The 18,168-nt window shown below is 67.4% G+C and carries 13 protein-coding genes; 5 read left to right on the top strand and 8 right to left on the bottom strand.

Annotated elements, in window-relative coordinates:
• Positions 1 to 7 precede the first annotated feature (7 nt).
• From ABQZ09_RS04230 to ABQZ09_RS04220, 3 genes are all read left to right on the top strand, one after another.
• On the top strand, positions 8 to 1,195 hold the full coding sequence (locus tag ABQZ09_RS04230; protein WP_047697328.1) for a chemotaxis protein CheB: 1,188 nt from the start codon (positions 8 to 10) through the stop codon (positions 1,193 to 1,195).
• Between the two features lie 33 nt (positions 1,196 to 1,228).
• Positions 1,229 to 1,708, top strand: a complete 480-nt coding sequence (locus ABQZ09_RS04225) for a chemotaxis protein CheW (protein ID WP_039412173.1) — start codon at positions 1,229 to 1,231, stop codon at positions 1,706 to 1,708.
• A 546-nt stretch (positions 1,709 to 2,254) separates the two neighbouring features.
• Complete coding sequence (locus ABQZ09_RS04220; protein ID WP_184556659.1) at positions 2,255 to 2,827, top strand: GNAT family N-acetyltransferase; 573 nt, start codon at positions 2,255 to 2,257, stop codon at positions 2,825 to 2,827.
• Positions 2,828 to 3,257: 430 nt separating this feature from the next.
• Here ABQZ09_RS04220 and ABQZ09_RS04215 read toward each other — a convergent pair whose 3' ends face one another.
• The 3 genes from ABQZ09_RS04215 to ABQZ09_RS04205 are packed head-to-tail and all read right to left on the bottom strand — an operon-like array spanning position 3,258 to position 7,083.
• Positions 3,258 to 4,985, bottom strand: coding sequence for a hypothetical protein (locus ABQZ09_RS04215; RefSeq protein ID WP_349776187.1), 1,728 nt, complete (start codon positions 4,983 to 4,985; stop codon positions 3,258 to 3,260).
• A complete protein-coding gene (locus ABQZ09_RS04210; protein ID WP_166749515.1) occupies positions 4,982 to 5,554 on the bottom strand; it encodes a sigma-70 family RNA polymerase sigma factor in 573 nt (190 codons plus the stop codon). The genes ABQZ09_RS04215 and ABQZ09_RS04210 overlap by 4 nt, the downstream gene beginning before the upstream one ends.
• A 29-nt stretch (positions 5,555 to 5,583) precedes the next feature.
• Positions 5,584 to 7,083, bottom strand: a complete 1,500-nt coding sequence (locus tag ABQZ09_RS04205; RefSeq protein WP_503018545.1) for a vWA domain-containing protein — start codon at positions 7,081 to 7,083, stop codon at positions 5,584 to 5,586.
• 826 nt (positions 7,084 to 7,909) lie between these two features.
• On the opposite strand from ABQZ09_RS04205, the gene ABQZ09_RS04200 reads away from it, so the two are divergent.
• On the top strand, positions 7,910 to 8,974 hold the full coding sequence (locus ABQZ09_RS04200) for a glycosylasparaginase (RefSeq protein WP_184556651.1): 1,065 nt from the start codon (positions 7,910 to 7,912) through the stop codon (positions 8,972 to 8,974).
• Positions 8,971 to 9,699: a copper homeostasis protein CutC gene (locus tag ABQZ09_RS04195; protein WP_349776185.1), complete on the top strand. Its 729-nt coding sequence runs from the start codon at positions 8,971 to 8,973 to the stop codon at positions 9,697 to 9,699. The genes ABQZ09_RS04200 and ABQZ09_RS04195 overlap by 4 nt, the downstream gene beginning before the upstream one ends.
• A 295-nt stretch (positions 9,700 to 9,994) precedes the next feature.
• Here ABQZ09_RS04195 and ABQZ09_RS04190 read toward each other — a convergent pair whose 3' ends face one another.
• The 5 genes from ABQZ09_RS04190 to ABQZ09_RS04170 all read right to left on the bottom strand — a co-directional run bounded on the left by ABQZ09_RS04190 (position 9,995) and on the right by ABQZ09_RS04170 (position 18,055).
• Positions 9,995 to 11,053, bottom strand: coding sequence for a sialidase family protein (locus ABQZ09_RS04190; protein WP_349776184.1), 1,059 nt, complete (start codon positions 11,051 to 11,053; stop codon positions 9,995 to 9,997).
• A gap of 437 nt (positions 11,054 to 11,490) precedes the next feature.
• Complete coding sequence (locus tag ABQZ09_RS04185) at positions 11,491 to 11,691, bottom strand: hypothetical protein (RefSeq protein ID WP_047697346.1); 201 nt, start codon at positions 11,689 to 11,691, stop codon at positions 11,491 to 11,493.
• A gap of 316 nt (positions 11,692 to 12,007) precedes the next feature.
• Positions 12,008 to 13,843 (bottom strand): glycoside hydrolase family 35 protein, encoded by a 1,836-nt coding sequence (locus tag ABQZ09_RS04180; protein WP_349776183.1) that lies wholly within the window; start codon positions 13,841 to 13,843, stop codon positions 12,008 to 12,010.
• Between the two features lie 269 nt (positions 13,844 to 14,112).
• A complete protein-coding gene (locus ABQZ09_RS04175; RefSeq protein ID WP_349776182.1) occupies positions 14,113 to 16,455 on the bottom strand; it encodes a GH92 family glycosyl hydrolase in 2,343 nt (780 codons plus the stop codon).
• A gap of 136 nt (positions 16,456 to 16,591) precedes the next feature.
• Positions 16,592 to 18,055, bottom strand: a complete 1,464-nt coding sequence (locus ABQZ09_RS04170) for a glycoside hydrolase family 125 protein (protein ID WP_349776181.1) — start codon at positions 18,053 to 18,055, stop codon at positions 16,592 to 16,594.
• Positions 18,056 to 18,168: the final 113 nt, after the last annotated feature.

The raw sequence follows: 18,168 nt of genomic DNA, 5'->3' as shown, positions 1-18,168 counted from the left end.
TGGCGCAATGGGAACTCCGGTTGCCCTGCTGGGCCGGCCCGGTCAGGCGCGCGAGCGCCTGCGCGAAGCGCTCGGCCTGGCCGGTGCGCAGGTGGTGCTGGAAGACGAACCGTCTGCAGTCGACGTGCAAATGCTGCGCGACGCCGAGCCGGTGGCGGTGCTGGTTGCACTGGAGCCGTCGATCGAAGACGCGCTCGAAGCGCTGGAGCCGGCCTTCAACATGCCCGGCGTAACGGTGATCTTCGACGAAGCCGAGCTCACCGTGCGGCGCGAGGGCTGGGAAGCGCAGCGCTGGGTGCGCCATCTGGCTGCCAAGCTGCACGGCCACGCCGACGTGCTGCCGCCGGGCACCGAAAGCGAACCCTCGCTGCAGCCCGAGCCGGGCCTGGCGCTGGAACCACGCCAGCATTCGGACCTGCAGCTGGATCAGCATCTGGAAGCCGCCGCGCACGCATTCGAGAACATGCCGGGCGATGCGTTGTTTGCGCGCACGGCCGCGCAGGCCGGGACCCCGGCTGCTGCCGACACGCCCGGCCTGACGCTGGGCGATTCCAGCACCTGGGGCCTGGTGGACGACGTCACCGTGGTGGTGCGCCCGCGCGCAGAGCTGGACGTTGCAGCCTTGTCGACCGGCGGATTGTCGCTGGTGGACCTGGAGCACAGTGGCGAGGTGACCGGCGCGGTGCTGGTAATGGCCGGGATCGGCGGACCGGATGCGATCCGTCGCCTGCTGGCCGCGCTGCCGCCGCAGTTTCCACGCGCGGTGCTGGTGCGCATGACCCTCGATGGTGGCCAGTACGGCAACCTGGTGCGCCAGATGGGGCGCGTGTCGGCGCTGCCGGTGGAGCTGGGCGAAGCGGGCCAGGTGGTCGCCCCGGGCAAGGTCTATGTGCTGTCCGACGACGTCGGTGTGCAGCAGCACGCTGGCGCGCTGGCCTTCGTGGCGCACAGCGATGCTGCCGGGCTGATTGCCGCGCTGCCGCCCGGCGACAGTGCGGTGCTGCTGCTCAGCGGCGCCAACGAGGCGCTGGTGGACGCATCGTTGGCACTGGCCGGGCAGGGCGGCTGGCTGGCAGGTCAGTCTGCCGATGGCTGCTACGACCCGGCCGCTGCCGCGCGCCTGGCCCGGCAAGGCATCCTGACCGGCGATCCCGCGCAGTTGGCGCAGGCGTTGGCACAGCGTTGGCCGGCGTAAGCCGGGCGCTCCCTTTCAGATCGGAAACCTGCAATGAGCTACGCCAACAATGACGAAATCCGCGGCGTCCTGATTCAGGCCGGCACCGAACGGGTGCTGTTGCCCAACGCCACGGTGGCCGAGGTGATGTCGCGCGTGGCGGTCGAAGCGCTGCCGGACATGCCGCGCTGGGTGGTCGGGCGTATCGACTGGTACGGCTGGAAGGTGCCGCTGCTGTCGTTCGCGCGCTTCAGCGGCCTGGGCGATGAACCCACTGCGGTCAACAACAAGGTCATCGTGCTGAAGGCGCTGGGCGGCAATCCTGCGCTGCCGTATTTCGCCTTGCTGACGGCTTCGTTTCCACAGCTGATCTCGGTGCCGCGCGACGGCCTGCTGGCCGACGCCTCGGAAGAGGCGCTACCGGACGGCGTGCACATGCGCGTGCTGCTTGGCGAGCAAAGCGCGTTGCTGCCGAACCTGGATGCCATCGAGTGGCAGGTGGCGCAGGCGCTTGACTCGGCTGCTGCCGCCTAAGAGCGTCCAACAAGACCACGGCGCTCGCCGCCATGCGGGCGCGGCCGGCGCGTGGAGTGGGCATGGACCACGCGTACACGGCGGCCCTGTGCGGCGTGCGCACGTGGCTGGCTACGGCTGGCTGGGTTGTGTCGGCCGCTTCAGGGTGGCAGGCAACAGCTCCGCACCGCAGCTGCCAAGCCTGCGCAAACGCTGCCCGCAGCGGCCACGTCTCTTCTGCACAGCGCGCCTGACGCATCGCCCTCGTGCCACGCTGGCCGGTGCTGACCAGGCGTTGCCGGCCACGCCGTTTGAAATCCGGATCGATACGGCGGGTGCATGCCGGCGCGCAGGCGTGTGCCTGGGTAGCCGGCGCCATGGCCGTATCGTGACCGCATCTACGGCGCGCTGGTTGGTGGATGGCCGGCTTCGTAGGGCAGATATCCAACGCGCCGGCGTCTGCCTGGGCGGGCGGCGCCATGGCCGTATCGTGACCGCATCCGCAGCGTGCTGGTCGATAGATGCCGGGCGTCGTGGAGCAGACAGTCAACACTGCAGGGGGCGGCCATGAGCCTGCCCGCTTTTCGCCCGGTGTGCCGCGACGATGGCGTGGTGCTCTCCGACCTGTCCGGTGTGGATCCGCTCGCCGTGGCCGGGTATCACGCACGCAACCGGGCGCACCTGGTCGAGGCGATGCCGTTGCGGCCGCCCGCGTTCTACACCGCCGAGGGGTGGCGCCGGATATGCAGTGCGTACCGCATGTCGGTGCCCGGCGAGCGCGAGCTGCAACTTGTCCTGCAGGCCGGGCAGGAGGTGATCGGCACGGTGGGGTTCACCCAGATCCAGCGGGGCGCATTTCAGGCCTGCCATCTCGGTTACGGGCTGGATGCCGGCTGGCAGGGTCGCGGTGTGATGCAGTGGGCGGCCACGCAGGGCATCGCTTTCGTGTTCGGCCCGCTGGGGCTGCACCGGGTCATGGCGCAATACGTGCCGGACAATGTGCGTAGCGCCCAGGTACTGGCGCGGCTGGGCTTCCGGATCGAAGGCCGCGCGCGTCGCTACCTGCAGTTGAACGGCGTCTGGCGCGACCATGTGCTGACCAGCCTGTTGCGCGAGGATGCGGAGGGTGGCGAGGGCTGATGCGCGATGCGCATCGTGCGACCGGCAGATCGCGCCGATGGCGCGGCTCCACATGAGTCGTATCGGAAGTACTGATTTGCGTTTCGCGTGTGGCGCGTGCGCTTGTGCAACTGCTTGGATTTGATGACGAGGTGGCGCAGTCCGCCCGCGCAAGCGTGCGCAGGTCCGGCGAAGGTGCGTCGACGGCAGCCCAAACGGTGCGCTGCATCGTGATTCGGGGCGCCGCATCCTGCCGTATCTCGGTGTGGCCGAAGATAGATGGCATGGTTGCAGCGACGCTGCGGCGACATTACTGCCAAGACTGGGTCAATGCGTCGCAAGAACTGGATGCAGCAGCGCTCCACTGACTGTAGACGCATCGCCTTTACCTGGCGTCACATTCGCGCAGCGCGCATGCGCCCGTCCCTGCGCCCGGTCGGACCAGGCGCGCTTATGGTTGCGCCGTGCTGATCACTTCGATGCGGACCCGGTCTGGCGGCAGGCGTGGTTCACGGATGACGTCCACCGGCGTGGACCAGTCGTGTTGTCGAGCCGCCGCGCGCAGTCGATCGAGCCACTGCCTGAAGGCAGCGGCCTCCGGTTCGCCCGTCCAGATCCGCAGCCGCGCGGGTGCACGAGGGTGGGTCTGCAGATACCGGTCGACCCACGCATCCGGCGGCGCCGATAGTGCCACCAGCTGTGTCGATGTGCCCGGCGTGGAAACACTGCTCTCAGTAGCGGCTGTCGTGGAGATGCCCGCTGGCGCAGCCGGCTCGGCAGCAGCGGATGCTTTGGCATCGTTCGGAGCGCCCGGTTGCGCCGCAGCCTTCGGCACCGGAGAGCGCTCGTGCGGCGCCGGCAGCGACAAGGGTCGCGCGTGCTGCAGTGCCTGCGGTGTGGTCGCGCCGTGCTGCGCGGAGGACACCAGCGTATTGGCGTCCATTGCCTGGGAGCGTTGCACATCGATGGCCGCTGCCGCATTGCTCCGCGTGCGAATCGGCATCGGGGCTGCCTGGGGCAACGCAGTAAGCGGCGACGCCAGCGTGCCATCGGTCATCGACGCAGGCGCAACACCGTCGGTATTTGAAGACTGCCTCTGCTCGACCGTGGTGCTGGCGATCGGTGCTGGCGGTGCGGGCAGCGCTGGCGGCGCCAATGCAGCTGCAAGTGGCGGTGCAATCGGCGCGGGCGCGGCAGCAGGCGCGGCAGGCGATGGGTGCGCGATGCCGATGGGCGCCGCGCGCGAAGCGGGTGCAGGCATCGGCGGCGGTGCAGGCATCGGGGAGGGCGCAGGTTGGGGCATGCGCTCAACAGCATCCCCCTGGTCTGGTGGCGCGGGCAGGCGCTGGCCCGTCGCAGGCTGATTGCCGCCGGCCGCCGTCGCCGTTGCTCCGGTGTCGGTTTCGGCTTCGACTTGCGCTGAAGCCGGCGCTGGCTCGTACGCGTCGGCCGGGGCCTGCTGCGGCGCAGTTGCCTGCCAGCGCAGGCCGACACCGACTACCAGCGTGACCGAGGCGGCCAGTGCCACTGCCGGCATCCACCGCTGGCGGCGCGCGCGACCCGGGGCATGGCCGTGCAGCGCAGTTTTGGGCGGCGCGGCGCCACCGGGCGCCGCCGCTGGCGAGGTGAACGATGACGTTGCCGCGGCCTGTGGCGGAGCCAGCGAAGCCGTGCGTGGCGAGCTCTCGGACGACGCGCGATTCGCCGCCTGCTGTACACCGGCTGGCGCAGTGCCATCGCCGGCCGGTGTCTGGTCACCACCGCTGCCCTGCAACACCGGCGTGACAGGCATCGCGACCGTAGGTGGCGACGGCGTGTGCTGCTGCAGCCACGCACGCGTGGTGTCGTGCAACGGGGCGCCCAGTGCCTGCGCTGCGTCTTCGCCGTCGCTCATGCGTGCTTGAATGGCTGCACGCTGTGCAGCCTGCGCCTGCTCGGCCTGCGCGGCTGCAGCAGCAAAGACGGCGTTCATCGATGCGGGCGGTTCGAACTGCAGGGCGCCGCGATCTTGCGCTGATCCAGATCCAGATCCAGCGGCGCTGCGTGCACGGTCGGCCTGCCTGGCGGCCTGCGCAAACCATGCCTGCATGCTGGCCGGCGGTGTATGGGCGGGCAGGGCACGCAGCAGCGTGGCCATGCCGTCTTCGCCCGCGATGAAACGTTCGACGACCGGCTTCATTGCGCGGCGTCCAGGCTCAGGCGCAGCTTGGCAAACGCATAGCGCAGCCGGCTCTTGACGGTTTCGAAGCCTTCGCCGACCACCTGCGCGATGTCTTCGACGGACAGGCCGGCGAAGAAGCGCAACACGATCACCTCGCGTTGCGCGTCGGGCAGCGCCATCACCGCGGTGCGCACGCGCTGTTGCTGCTGGCCGAGCATCGCCATCTGTTCGGTGGACAGGTCCTCGTCGGGCAGCTGAAGGTGGCTGTCCTCCAGCGGCACCGAGGTGGTGGTGTCGGCGCGACGGCGCGTATCGATCCAGGCATTGCGCGCGATCTGGAACAGGAAGCTGGTGAATGCGGATGCGCCGGGGCGGTAATCGCTGCAACGGGTCATCAGCTTGACCCAGGTTTTCTGCGCAAGGTCTTCGGCCTCGCTCAGATTGCCTTCGCACAACCAGGCCAGAAAGTTGAACAAGGCGCGGTTGTGGCGCGTGAACAACTCGGTTGCCGGTTGTTCGACAAAGCCATTGGCGACGAGGAGCATGAGCTCCTCGTCGGGAAGATGCGCAAGATCGGCCGGGTGCATGCGCGCAGTATAGGCAAGCGCCGCGCGCATCAGTCGGTGGTGGCGACTGGCCGGGTGCTCAGCGCGTCGGCCTGCTGCACCATCTGCAGGAAGTCGGCGCGATAGCCGAAGCGGTCCTCGCCCAGGCTGCTGGCGGCCAGTGCGCGTACCTGCGGGTAATCCCAGCCACGCAGTTGCTTGCCACCACGCAGACGCTGCCCGAACCCGGCCACCGCTGCAGAAAACCGGAAGGCATCGCTGGTGGCGCCCAGTGCCCGGCGTTGGTCGCGGCGGACCACCGTGTCCAGCAGCCGGCTGCGCTGCGCATCGGGCAGTTTGTAGCGCAGTTTGACGTGCGCCAGCTCGCTGTTGAGGGCGCCCGCCTGCGGACGTGCCGCGGCGCTTGCATAGCGCAACGGGTCCACCGATGCGTTGCCGTTGGCGGGGGTGATTTCGTACAAGGCGGTAACGGTATGGCCGGCGCCGATGTCGCCTGCATCGACCTGGTCGTTGTTGAAATCCTCATCGCGCAGCGCACGGTTTTCATAGCCGATCAGGCGGTATTCCTTGACGGTGTCCGGATTGAACTCCACCTGGATCTTGACGTCGCGGGCGATGGTGGCCAGGGTGGCGCCCAGCTCGTGAGTGAGCACCTTGCGCGCTTCCAGTGGTGTGTCGATGTAGGCATAGGCGCCGTCGCCGGCATCGGCCAGCTGCTCCATCAGCGTGTCGTTGTAGTTGCCGGTACCGAAGCCGAGCGTGGACAGGGCGACGCCGGAGCGGCGCTTTTCTGCGACCATGCCCTTGAGCTGATCGAAATCGGTGACGCCCACGTTGAAGTCGCCATCGGTGGCGAGCAGGATGCGGTTGATGCCGCCACGCAGAAAACTTTGTTGCGCAGCTTTGTAGGCAAGTTCGATGCCGCTGGCGCCGGCGGTGCCGCCGCCCGATTGCAGGGCGTCGATGGCTTCGACGATCCGGGCTTGCTGGTCGCCCGGCGTGCGCGGCAGCACCACCGCGGTGTTGCCGGCGTAGGTCACCAGGGTGATGCGATCTTTGGCGCGCAGCTGCCGCACCAGCAGTTTGAGCGAGGCCTGCAGCAGCGGCAGCTTGTCCGGCGCGTCCATCGAGCCGGAGACGTCGACCAGAAAGACCAGGTTGGCCGGCGGCAGATTCGCGGTGGCGATGTCACGGCCGGCGATGCCGACGCGCAGCAACAGGCTGTCTTTATTCCACGGTGTGGTCGCCAGTTCGGTGCGCACGGCGAACGGTTGGCCATTGGTGGGCGCCGGGTCGTCGTAGCGGAAGTAGTTGATCAATTCTTCCACGCGCACCGCATCCACCGGCGGCAGGCTGCCAGCGCTGAGGAAGCGGCGCACATTGCTGTAGCTGCCGGTATCCACATCGATGCTGAAGGTGGAGATGGGCTGTTGGGCAGCCTGGACGATGGCGTTGTCGTCGATGTGCTGGTAGCGCTCGCGGTCTTCGGCAGGTGCCGGGATCACCGGTGGCATCGGCATGCGGTTATCCAGCACCGGGCGATGCGCCATCAACGTGGCGGCGGGTGCCTGACGTGACAGGCTGCTGGTGCTGACCGGCGCAGGCATCGCTGGCATCGCAAGGACGGGGGGCGGCGGGGGGCTAGGGGCCGATGGCGCTTCCAGGACATGTGCAGGGGCGGGTGCTGCGAGCTGCGCTTGCGGCCTGACCTCCGGGAGCGCGTTGGTCTGGTCGGGGTGCTGCGGTTGCGCGGGCTGTGGCATGGATTCGGCGCGTGACGGCTCGTCGACCGCTGCAGTGGGTTCGTGCGAGCAGGCGCTCAGCAACAAGGCGAGCGCGATCAGGCTATGACGTGGCATGGGAAATCCTTTGCGTGACGAAGTGGAATGAGCGAACTACCGGGCAGCCCGAGGTCGCCGTGCACTGCGCCTCTGTCAGTGAAACGGGCCAGCGCGGCGAATGGGGTTAACCGGACGAACGATTTTTTCGCCGGCCCTGCGTGCGCTGCGGCAGTGCAGCTGGACCGTTGCCTGTAACCGTGTGGTGACCGGCCTCACTTCCTTCTCCCACCGGGAGAAGGTGACGCGCAGCACCGGATGAGGGTGCGGCGAAGAGGACAGCGTCGGCTGCCTCATCTGCTAGACCAGGCGCGATTCGGCATCGCTGCGCATGGCGCCTTCCCTTGCCGGCCGCCAATTCGATCCACGCATCGGACACGCGACGCCCCAGACAGGCTCGGCCCATCTACGCGACAGTTGTGCGCGGATCCGCACACGACAGCGCCGCAATACGGTTTATCCGCACGCCACGCTGCCGCATGATGGAAGGCTGGTGCCGCACTGCGCGGCCGCTCGTTTCCATCATGGAGTTGCCCGGATGATCCAACGTCGTCACTTCCTCAAGAGCGCCACGCTGGGCGCGATCGCTTCCGGGCTTGCCGGCTGGGGCGCACGCGCGCAGGCCGCAGTGGGCGCCACGCCGGGTGTGCGGCCGTCAGCGCTGCCGCGTGGCGCGGCGCGGGTGATTTCCACCTGGGACTTTGGCGTTGCCGCCAATCAGGAGGCCTGGAAGATTCTCGGCAGCGGCGGCATTGCGCTGGATGCGGTGGAAGCCGGTGTGCGGGTGCCAGAAGCGGACCCGACCAATCCCACCGTCGGCCTGGGCGGCTATCCGGACCGCGACGGGCGGGTGACGCTGGACGCCTGCATCATGGATCACCTGGGCAATTGCGGCGCGGTGGCATCGCTGGAAGATGTGGTGCACGCCATTTCGGTGGCTCGCGCGGTGATGGAAAAAACGCCGCACGTGATGCTGGTGGGCGATGGTGCGCGTCAGTTCGCGCTGGAGCAGGGCTTTCCGAAAACCAGGCTGCTCACCCCAAGCTCGGAAGCCGCCTGGAAGGAATGGTTGAAGACCTCCAAGTATTCGCCGGAAGCCAATGTTGAAAACCGCGCCTGGCGCGATGCCAAGTTGCCCGGCGGCAAGGACAACCACGACACCATCGGCATGCTGGCGCTGGATACGCACGGCAACCTGTCTGGTGCCTGCACCACCAGCGGCATGGCGTGGAAGATGCACGGCCGGGTCGGCGACAGTCCGATCATCGGCGCAGGGTTGTACGTGGACAACGAGGTGGGTGGCGCGACCTCCACCGGCGTGGGCGAAGAAGTGATCCGCAATGTCGGCAGTTTTGCGGTGGTGGAAATGATGCGGCAAGGCAGGTCGCCGGCCGACGCGTGCCGCGAGGTGGTGATGCGGTTGGTCCGCCGCAAGCCGGAGCTGACGCGCACGTTGCAGGTCGGCTTTCTGGCGATGAACAAGCGTGGCGAGGTGGGAGCATTCGCGATCCAGAAAGGCTTCAGCTACGCGGTGTGCGATGCACAGCGGCAGGATCTGCTGGTGCCCGGTGAAAGCCACTACACCCAGGAGCCCGCGGCATGAGCGCGGCCGGCCTGGAGGTGGCGGCCGATTCCATCGGTTCGGCAGTGGCAGCGCAACAAGGCGGCGCGATGCGCGTGGAACTCTGCGGCGGCCTGGACGGCGGTGGGCTGACGCCCTCGTTCGGCACCTTGGCGGTGGTGCGCGAGCGCCTGCAGATTCCGTTGTATGTGCTGATCCGCCCACGCGTGGGCGATTTTGTGTTCAACGCCGACGAGGTGGAGGTGATGCGCCGCGATGTGGAGCAGTGCGTGCGCATCGGCTGCGATGGCGTGGTGCTGGGGGCGCTGGATCGTGATGGCCAGGTCGATCTGGCCACGATGCGCGTGTTGATCGCGGCAGCGGCCACGCTGGGCGTGACCTTTCATCGCGCGATCGATGTCAGTGCGGACCCATTGCGTGCGCTGGACGCGGCAATCGCGTTGGGGTGTGAGCGGGTGCTGACATCGGGGGCGCGCGCCAGTGCGATCGACGGCATCGAGACCATCGCCGCGATGACGGAGCGGGCGGCCGGCCGCATCGTGGTGATGCCGGGGGCGGGCGTGTCCGAACACAATATCGCCGCCTTGCGTGCAGGCACCGGTGCGCATGAGTTCCATGCGTCCTTGCGCGGCCCGGTAGCTGCCCAGGTGCACGCGCCGCATGCCCACATCAGCGACCTAGGCGGCGATTACCAGCGCACCGATGTCGCCCGCGTGCGCCGCTTCGTGGAGCTGCTGCATCGTTGAGCGCCTGTTGCGGAAGCACCGAACGTGACTGCTGGCGCGTGCTTATCTGCCGCCGGGAAGGAGGGAACTTGAGTCCGTGCGCAGTGCTCATCACCGTCATCCAAGGCACGAAGCGTTGGAACAGATGCTGAGAACCGCGCAATCAACACATGCTCCTTCCGCGTGCGTGAGCGTCCGCCATGCACGCAACCTGCACGCATCGCGACGCGGCCCCCAGAGCGAATGGCACCCCGACCAAGAGAGCGCTCCTGCACCTAAATGCCTGGGCCGCCGCCCCGCATGACTTGCTCGTGCCTTAGTTGCCTGCCAGCCGCGCCGGATCGATCACCACATGCCTGATGCGCTGGCGTTTCCAGGTGTAGCTGATGTGCACCAGGCCATCACGGGTCTGGATCACTGCGGGATACGAGAATTCGTCCTTGGCGCTGTCTTCCAGCGTCAGCACGCGCCGCCATTGCAGGCCGTCGTCAGAGACGGCCACGGCCAGGGTGCCGCGTCCCTCCCACCAGTCCTTGCCGGCAACTGCCGGGTTGTAGACCAGCAGGGAGCGGCCATCGCGCAGCAACACCGCATCGGTGCCGGAATTGGGGTTTTGCACATTGAGCAACTGCATTGGCTGCCAGTGCATGCCGCCATCGTCGGAGAACGTGCTGAAGAGCTTGTTCTGCTGGCTGCGGCCTAGCGCCTGCACGCGGCCATTCGCGTGCAGCAACAGGCTGGGCTGGATCGCGCCGATCAGCGCCGGGTCGTTGAGCGGCATGCCGCGTTGCCAGTGCGCGCCATCGTCGTCGCTCCATTCCAGATGTGCGCGCCAGCCGCGGTCTTCGCTGCTGCTGGGTGCCAGGATGCGCCCGCCGGGCAGTTGCACCGGCTTGTTCTTGATCGGCCCGAGGATGCCGTCGGGCAGGCGTTGCGGAGACGACCAGTGCGCACCGTCGTCGCTGGAGGTCATGCGCAGGCCCCACCACTCGCGCGGGTTGGGGCCGAGTTTGTAATACAGCTGCACCGGCCCGCTGGCCGACTGGAACAGCACCGGGTTCCAGGCCGGCACAGTCGCGCCACCGGTGCCGGCACGCGCGCCGTCGGCGATGCGGCGGGGTGACTGCCAGTGCTGCGCGTCGCGCTGGCTGAGCCAGATGCCGACGTCCGCTGCGCCTTCATGCGCGCCGCCGAACCAGGCGGCCAACAGGTGGCCGTCGCGGGTTTCCAACAACGTGGAGGCATGCGCCTGCGGTGTGGGTGCAGGGTCGGCGATGAACTCGCTGAGCACGATTGGCGACAACGGCGCCTGTGCGTGCGCAGTGCATGCGGCAAGGCTGGCAACTGCGCTGATCAGCAGGCATGGCAGACGCATCGTGGTCGAGTCCTGTGTGGATGTGGAACCTCTTATCATCCACCAAAGACCGCGTGTATCGAGCATCCCCGGAGCCGGTGGTCGCCGCCCACGGCGCAAGCCACGATCGCATGACACCCGCTCACTCCGCTGCGCTGGCTGGCCGCACGTGGCAGTGGCGTTGCATCGCCGTCAGCGTCGGAATGAAAACTCCATTGCATGAAGCGCGCAGGCAGGGCGATGCGCCGGGCAGTCGTGGCCGGTCGCTCTCGATTGCGGTGAGGTGAGTTGCGCGGCCGTCACCGTGGCTGGCCATGCTGGCAGTCAGCACGCTGTGCCGTCGTCAACGCGCGTCTGCACGCGCCGTGTTCAAGCACTGCATTCGTGCGTGGGAGTGTGCCGCCCACGCACAGCTCGCCACAGGCCTGGCCTGCGGCGTCCGTGATCGAGACGACTGCTCAGGCGTTGCTGTCGTCGCGCACTTGCGGCGGCAACAGTGTCTGCGGCTTCTTGGCCGACTGGGTCTGGCACAGGAAGGTCATCATGTGCGCCGCTTCGGTGCTGCCCATCGGCTTGCTGTGGACCTGCTCTGCGAACGCGTGCTGGGTGTGCTCCGGACCTGCGGGAACGGATTCTTGCGTAACGGTGGACGAGGACATGCAACGCTCCTGGAACCTGCAATCAAGCCGTCCACGTAGCAACCAGAGCGCCCCCGTAACGGTGTCAACCGGTGATCTTGCCTGGAATCTGCGCCGTCCGATACCTGGTGGTACGGGCGGCGCAGCGGCACCGGACGTTCTGTTAACGGCGGGTGCGGCGCGGTCTGAAGGCCGCGTCGGGCGCTGCCGTTGCGGCAGTTGCATGGCGGTGGGGTGGCGCGGGCGTCTGGGTACGCCGGCTGCTGCGCGTGCGCCGGGTTTCACCACTAGCCAGCCACCGCGGCCCGCAGACCTCTAGTGCGCGATTTTGGCGGGCTTAGTCCTTCGGCTTGAGCCACACCTGCTGCTTCAAGCCGCGCACGACCGGCTTGACCGTGCTGTCCAGGTCGAACACCACCACGGTGTTGTCGCCCTTGCGCTGGAACGGCGCGGGGAAATACAGCGTGGTCTGCGGGCCGATGGCCCAGTGGCGGCCGAGGTTGACGCCGTTGGCCCAGGCGAAGCCCTTGCCGAAGGCGCGCATGTCCAGATAGGTGTCGGTGGGCGTGCCGATGCGCAGCGTGCCGCGATGGAAGGCCGGGCCTTGCACCGGCTTGCGGGTCCAGCCGCGGATGCTGTCGGGGGCGTGCATCGGCAGCGGGAAGGCCTGCCAGCCGGTGAGGGGCTGGTTGTTTAGCAGCACCGGGTCGACCAGGCCGGCGCGGCCGTCGGCCATGCGCGGGCCGTAATTGATACGGCCGCTGTTTTCGACCAGGACATCGAGGGTGTGTTGGCCGGCTGGAATATCCACGTCGGTGGACACCTGCTGCAGCCGGCGTTCGACGCTGCCGACCGGTTGTTGATCCACATACACGCGCGCCACGTCGCGCACGTCGCCCAGATACAGCGGGCCCTTGCGCGGGCCAGTGATCGTGGTGCGGTAGAGGATGTAGCCGTAATCCTGGCCGAAGTGCTCCATCGGCTGCGGGGTGTCGATGGCGATCGGGGCGGGCAAGTTGTCCCACAGCGAGGCGGATTCGCGCAGCGAGGTTTCCGGCAGGGCGGCCGTGGCGATCGGCGCGGGCAATGCGGGCGGTTGTACGCCGGTGACGCGGGTGATGGCGTCGCGCATCAGCGCGAACTTGGGCGTGGGGTGACCGGCCTCGTCGAGGATGGCGTCGTAGTCGTAGCTGGTGGTCTGCGGCGCGTAGTGGTCGCTGGGATTGCCCTGGAAATTGGCGCCATTCATGAAGCCGAAGCTGGTGCCGCCGATGAACATGTAGAGGTTGGCCGAATGGCCCTGGCGCAGGATCCATTCCAGTTCTTCGGTCTGTTGCCTGGCATCGGTTGCCGCATGCGGCTTGCCCCAATGGTCGAACCAGCCGGCCCAGTATTCGCCCACCATGCGCGGTTGCTCGGGGCGGAACTTGATCAGCTTGTCGAACGCGCTCTTGGCTTCGCCTGGCGCAAAATTCACCACGGCCAAGGTGTCGGGCAAGGTGCCGTTGGCGAGCATGTCGGCGCCGTCGGAGGTGAACAGCAATGCCTTGTCGAAGCCTGCCTTGACGTACATGGCGCGGTTGTCGGCCATGTAGGCGTGGTCGTCATCGTAGGAGCCGTATTCGTTCTCGACCTGCACGGCGATGATCGGGCCGCCGTTGTGGTTGAGCAGCGGTTGCACCTGCTTGGCTACCGCGTCCAGATAGGCCTGGCTGGCGGCGAGGAAGCGCGGGTCGCGGCTGCGCACGCGGATATTGTCCTTGCCGAACAACCAGGCCGGGTAGCCGCCGGCTTCCCACTCGGCGCAGGCGTAGGGGCCCGGGCGCAGGATGACGTTGAGGCCTTGCGCGGCGGCCTCGCGCACGAACGCGGCGACATCGTTGTTGGCGTCGAAATCGAACTGGCCTCGTTGCGGCTCCACCAGGTTCCAGAACACGTAGGTCTCGACGGTGTTCAAGCCCAGGGCGCGCGCTTTCTGCAGGCGGTCTTTCCAGTAGGCACGCGGGATGCGCTGGAAATGGATGGCGCCGGAGAGGATCTGATACGGTTTGCTGTCGCGCACGAACTGCGTGCCTTGCGTGCCGAAGGCGGGCCAGGATTCGGGCGTTGCAGCAGCGGCGGGCAGCGCGAGCGCCAGGGCCAGGACCAGGGGAGCAAGAGTGGTACGCAGCATGGAGGTCTCGATGTAGGTGGGGCCGATGGTGCGGGTGGATGGAGGCGCTGGTGTTTGCGTTCTGCCCTCATCCGCCCTGCGGGCACCTTCTCCCGCTTGCGGGAGAAGGAAAGGCAACGCCCGCTTGCGGGAGAAGGGAGAGCAATGCCCGCTTGCGGGAGAAGGAAAGGCAATGCCCCGCTTGCGGGGGAAGGGAGAGCAATGCCCGCTTGCGGGAGAAGGACGCGCAATGCCCGCTTGCGGGAGCACGCGGCAGTTGTGCAATCGCGTTACGCAAACGACGGTGGCAGATCCTTCTTGTCAGCGCCGAAGGCCGGGTTGGGCTTGGGTCCCATCGCAAATTCCAGCGTGCCACCGGCAGCCAGCTCGGTGTGGCGCAGCCAGGCGCGGGTGAGCGGCTTGCCGTTCCAGGTCAGCGATTGCACGTACACATTCTGCGCGCTGTTGTCCTTGGCCACGATGCGCAGGGTGCGGCCGTTGCCCACATCCAGCGTGGCGCGCTTGAACAGCGGGCTGCCCACGATGTAGTTGCCGCTGACCGGATCCACCGCGTACAGCCCGAGCGCGCTGAGCACGAACCACGCGCTCATCTGCCCGCAGTCTTCATTGCCAGACAGGCCGTTGCGCGCGTCGTGGTACTGCTCGCGCAGCAAGCGGCGCACCATCGCCTGGGTCTTGTACGGTTGCCCGGCATAGGCGAACAGATACGCCACGTGGTGACTGGGCTCGTTGCCGTGCGCGTACTGGCCGACCAGGCCGTCGATGTCCGGCGGTGCGTCGGCGGGCAGCTCGGAACTGGTGGAAAACAGCTCGTCCAGCTTGGCGACGAAGCCATCGCGGCCGCCGTACAAGTCCATGTAGCCGTACAGGTCGTGCTGGTTGAGGAAGGTGGCCTGCCAGGCATTGGACTCGGTGAAATCGCGCCACTTGGCGATATGCCCCATGCCACGCGGGTCGAACGGCGTGGCCCAACTGCCGTCGGCAAGCCGCGCCTGCACGAAGCCGCTGTCGCGATTGAAGACGTTGCGGTAATTGCGCGAGCGTTCGCGCAATGCGCGTGCATCGTCGCCGGCGCCTGCGGCTTGCGCCAGATGTGCGCAGGCCCAGTCGTCGTAGGCGTATTCGAGCGTGCGGCTGACCGCTTCGTCCACCTGATCGGCGGGGATATAACCGAGTTTTCGGTATTCGCCCATGCCGTGCGTGGTGTCGTCCATCGCACGCTTGCGGTACGCCGGCCACGCGGCCTTGTAGTCGATGCCGGTGAAGCCCTTGGCATGCGCTTCGGCCAGGACCACGGCCGAGTGGTAGCCGATCATGCAGCCGGTTTCCACGCCTTGCAGCGGCCAGATGCCCACGCCGTCCGGGCATTCGTTGGCGCCGCGCACCAGGCATTGCACCAGGTCGGGCACGCGCTCTGGCTGTACCAGCGTGAGCAGCGGATGCGCGGCGCGGTAGGTGTCCCACAATGAGTAGGTGCTGTAGTTGTGGTAGCCGGCAGGCGCGGTGTGGATCTGCAGGTCCATGCCGCGGTAGCGGTTGTCCACATCGGAAAACAGCGTGGGCGCCAGTAGGCTGTGATACAGGCCGGTGTAGAAGATGCGCCGTTGCGCGTCGTCGTCGCTGTCGATGCGCACGCGGGCCAGTTCTTTTTCCCAGGCGGCGACGGCTTGCGCATGCACGCGAGAGAAGTCGAAGTCGGGCAGTTCGGCGTCGAGGTTGGCCAATGCGTTGTCGGCGCTGACCGCGGAAATGCCGACCTTGATCAGCAGCGGGGCGTCGGATCCATCGGGGAAGTGCAGCGCAGCCTTGAGATGCGTGCCATCGCTGCTGCGCGCATCGGCAGCCAGCGGTTGGTCTTCGTTGTACAGCTGCACGTGTTTGAACGGCCGCGAGACGCGCAGCGCGAAGTAGATATAACGGCCTTTGGCCCATTGATACACGCGACGCCCACCGGTGAGGGTCTGTGCGTCGACCACGCGCAGCTGCGCATCGCTGACGCGGGTGGGAATGCCCGGTTTGTCCTGCATGCCGTGGCACAGGTCCAGCAGCACGTGGGCCGGCTTGCCCTTGGGGAAGTGGTAACGGTGCAGGCCTGCGCGCGCGGTGGCGGTGAGTTCGGCATGCACGCCGCTGTCCTTGAGGCGCACGCGGTAGTAACCGGGCGATGCGGCTTCATCGGCATGGTCGTAGCGCGAGCGGTAGCCGGCGTCCGGATTGTCGAGCGGACCTGGCACCAGCCTGACCTCGCCGGTGGCGGGTACCAGCAGGAAGTCCAGCATGTCGCCGATGCCGGTGCCGGACAGATGCGTGTGCGAGAAACCCATGATCGAGCCGTCGGACTCGTGATAGCCCGAACACGAATCCCACACCGCGTTGTAAGTGTCCGGGCTCAGCTGCACCATGCCGAATGGCAGCGTGGCGCCGGGGAAGGTGTGGCCGTGGCCACCGGTACCGATGAAGACATCGACATGGCGGGTGAGATCGGCGCGGGTGCGTGCGTCGGCCGGCAGCGCGTAGTTGCCGGCGCGCGCGCGGGCCATGCCGGGCAGGCCGACGCTGCCGAACAGGGCGGCGGCGATGGCGCCTTGGAGAAAACCGCGTCGTGTTGCCATGTGTGTGGTCTCGGAGTTTGCGGGCCGATGCCGGGGCACCCTCATCCGCCCTTCGGGCACCTTCTCCCGGCGGGAGAAGGGAAGATCAAGCGCTGCGCGGTGACGCATGCGAAGGGCGGTCAGGCCCTTCGCAACATCAGGCGCTACGCAGCAGCTGGGGTTTGCGTTGATGCAGGTCGATGATCAGTTCGCCGAACAAGGTGTTGGCCCAGGCGAACCAGTCGCGGGTGAAGGTGCTCGGGGTGTCCTTGTCGAACGCCTCATGCATGAAGCCGGTGCCGGCGTGCGTGGTTTTCAGCCACTGCAGGCATTGGCGCAGTTGTGCGTCGTCGTCGCTGACCAGCGCGTACTGCACGATGGACATCGGCCAGATGGTGCCCATGCCGCTGTGCGGGCTGCCGACGCCTTCTGCGGCGGTGCCGCGTGAGAAATACGGGTTGCGTTCGCTCCAGGCCAGCTGGCGCGTGCGCAGGAACACCGGGTCGGCGCGATCGCAGCAGCCCAGGTAGGCCAGGCTGAGCAGGCCGGGCGCGTTGGCGTCGTCGATGAAGAGCTGGTTGCCGAAGCCGTCCACTTCGAACGCCCAGTACGCCTGCCCGTCGGCATCGCGTTGCTGGCCGAACTGGCGGGTGGCGGTTTCCACTTCATCGGCCAGTGCGGTGCACTCGGCGGCGAAAGCCGTGTCGCGATGCAATGCCGTGCTCATCGCGGCCAATTGCCGCAGCGAGGTCACCGCAAACAGGTTGGCCGGCACGAACAGCGGAAACACGCAGGCGTCGTCGGACGGGCGGAACATCGAGTGGATCATGCCGTTGGGTTTGGTCGGCTGGCCGTAGCCTTCCAGCACCAGGGTTTCGGTGGCCAGCGGGGAGGGGCGCTGGAACACATACGGGCCGCGGTTGTCCTTGCGCTGCTGCTCGCGGAAGGTGCGCACCACCACGTGCATCGCTTCGCGCCAGTCGTCGTCGAACGGTGCGGCATCGCCGGTGGCGCGCCAGTATTCGTGCGCGATGCGGATCGGGTAGCACAGCGAATCCACTTCCCACTTGCGCTCGCCCACGCCGGGCTTCATCTCGGTGATGTCGTTGAGCGACCACTTCAGGCGCTGGGTCTGGCCATCGGGCAGGAAGGCGTTGGCGTAGGGGTCGAGCTTGATGCACGCGGCCTGGCGCTGGATCAGGCCATGGAACATGCGGCGCAATGCAGGGTCACGCCTGGCCAGTGGCACGTATGGATGTACCTGCGCAGACGAATCGCGCAGCCACATCGCATGGATGTCGCCGGTGATGACGAAGGTGTCCGGCTTGCCGTTGCGGGTGCCGGTTTCCACGGTGGTGTCTAGCGTGTTGGGGTAGCAGTTCTCGAACAGCCAGGCCAGTTCCGGGTCGGCGATCTGCGCCTTGATCTGCACGATCTGCTGCTCGACCGCCTTGCTGACGAAGCGGCGCTGCGCCTTGGGCGGGCGCTTGCTGACGAATGCGCCGCCGGCAGTGGACGCACGTGCAACTGGCGCGGCCGCGAACGCGGGCAGGGCGCTGGCCAGCAAACCGGCACCGGCGCTGGCGCCGAGCAGCTGAAGGATGTCGCGGCGGGTATGCATGACCTCAAGACTCCATGGGTTCGACCGGCGATCCGCACGACCCTCATCCCTGCGCTGGCGGCCGCCACACGGCAGCTGGAGCGATGAGACCTATGCATGACCAATTCCCGATG

Origin of the sequence: Xanthomonas sp. WHRI 6106 (genome assembly GCF_040202405.1) — a bacterium.
GTDB lineage: Bacteria > Pseudomonadota > Gammaproteobacteria > Xanthomonadales > Xanthomonadaceae > Xanthomonas > Xanthomonas cannabis.
The sequence above is the reverse complement of the archived record's forward strand: the minus strand, read 5'-3'. Positions and strand labels throughout refer to the sequence as shown.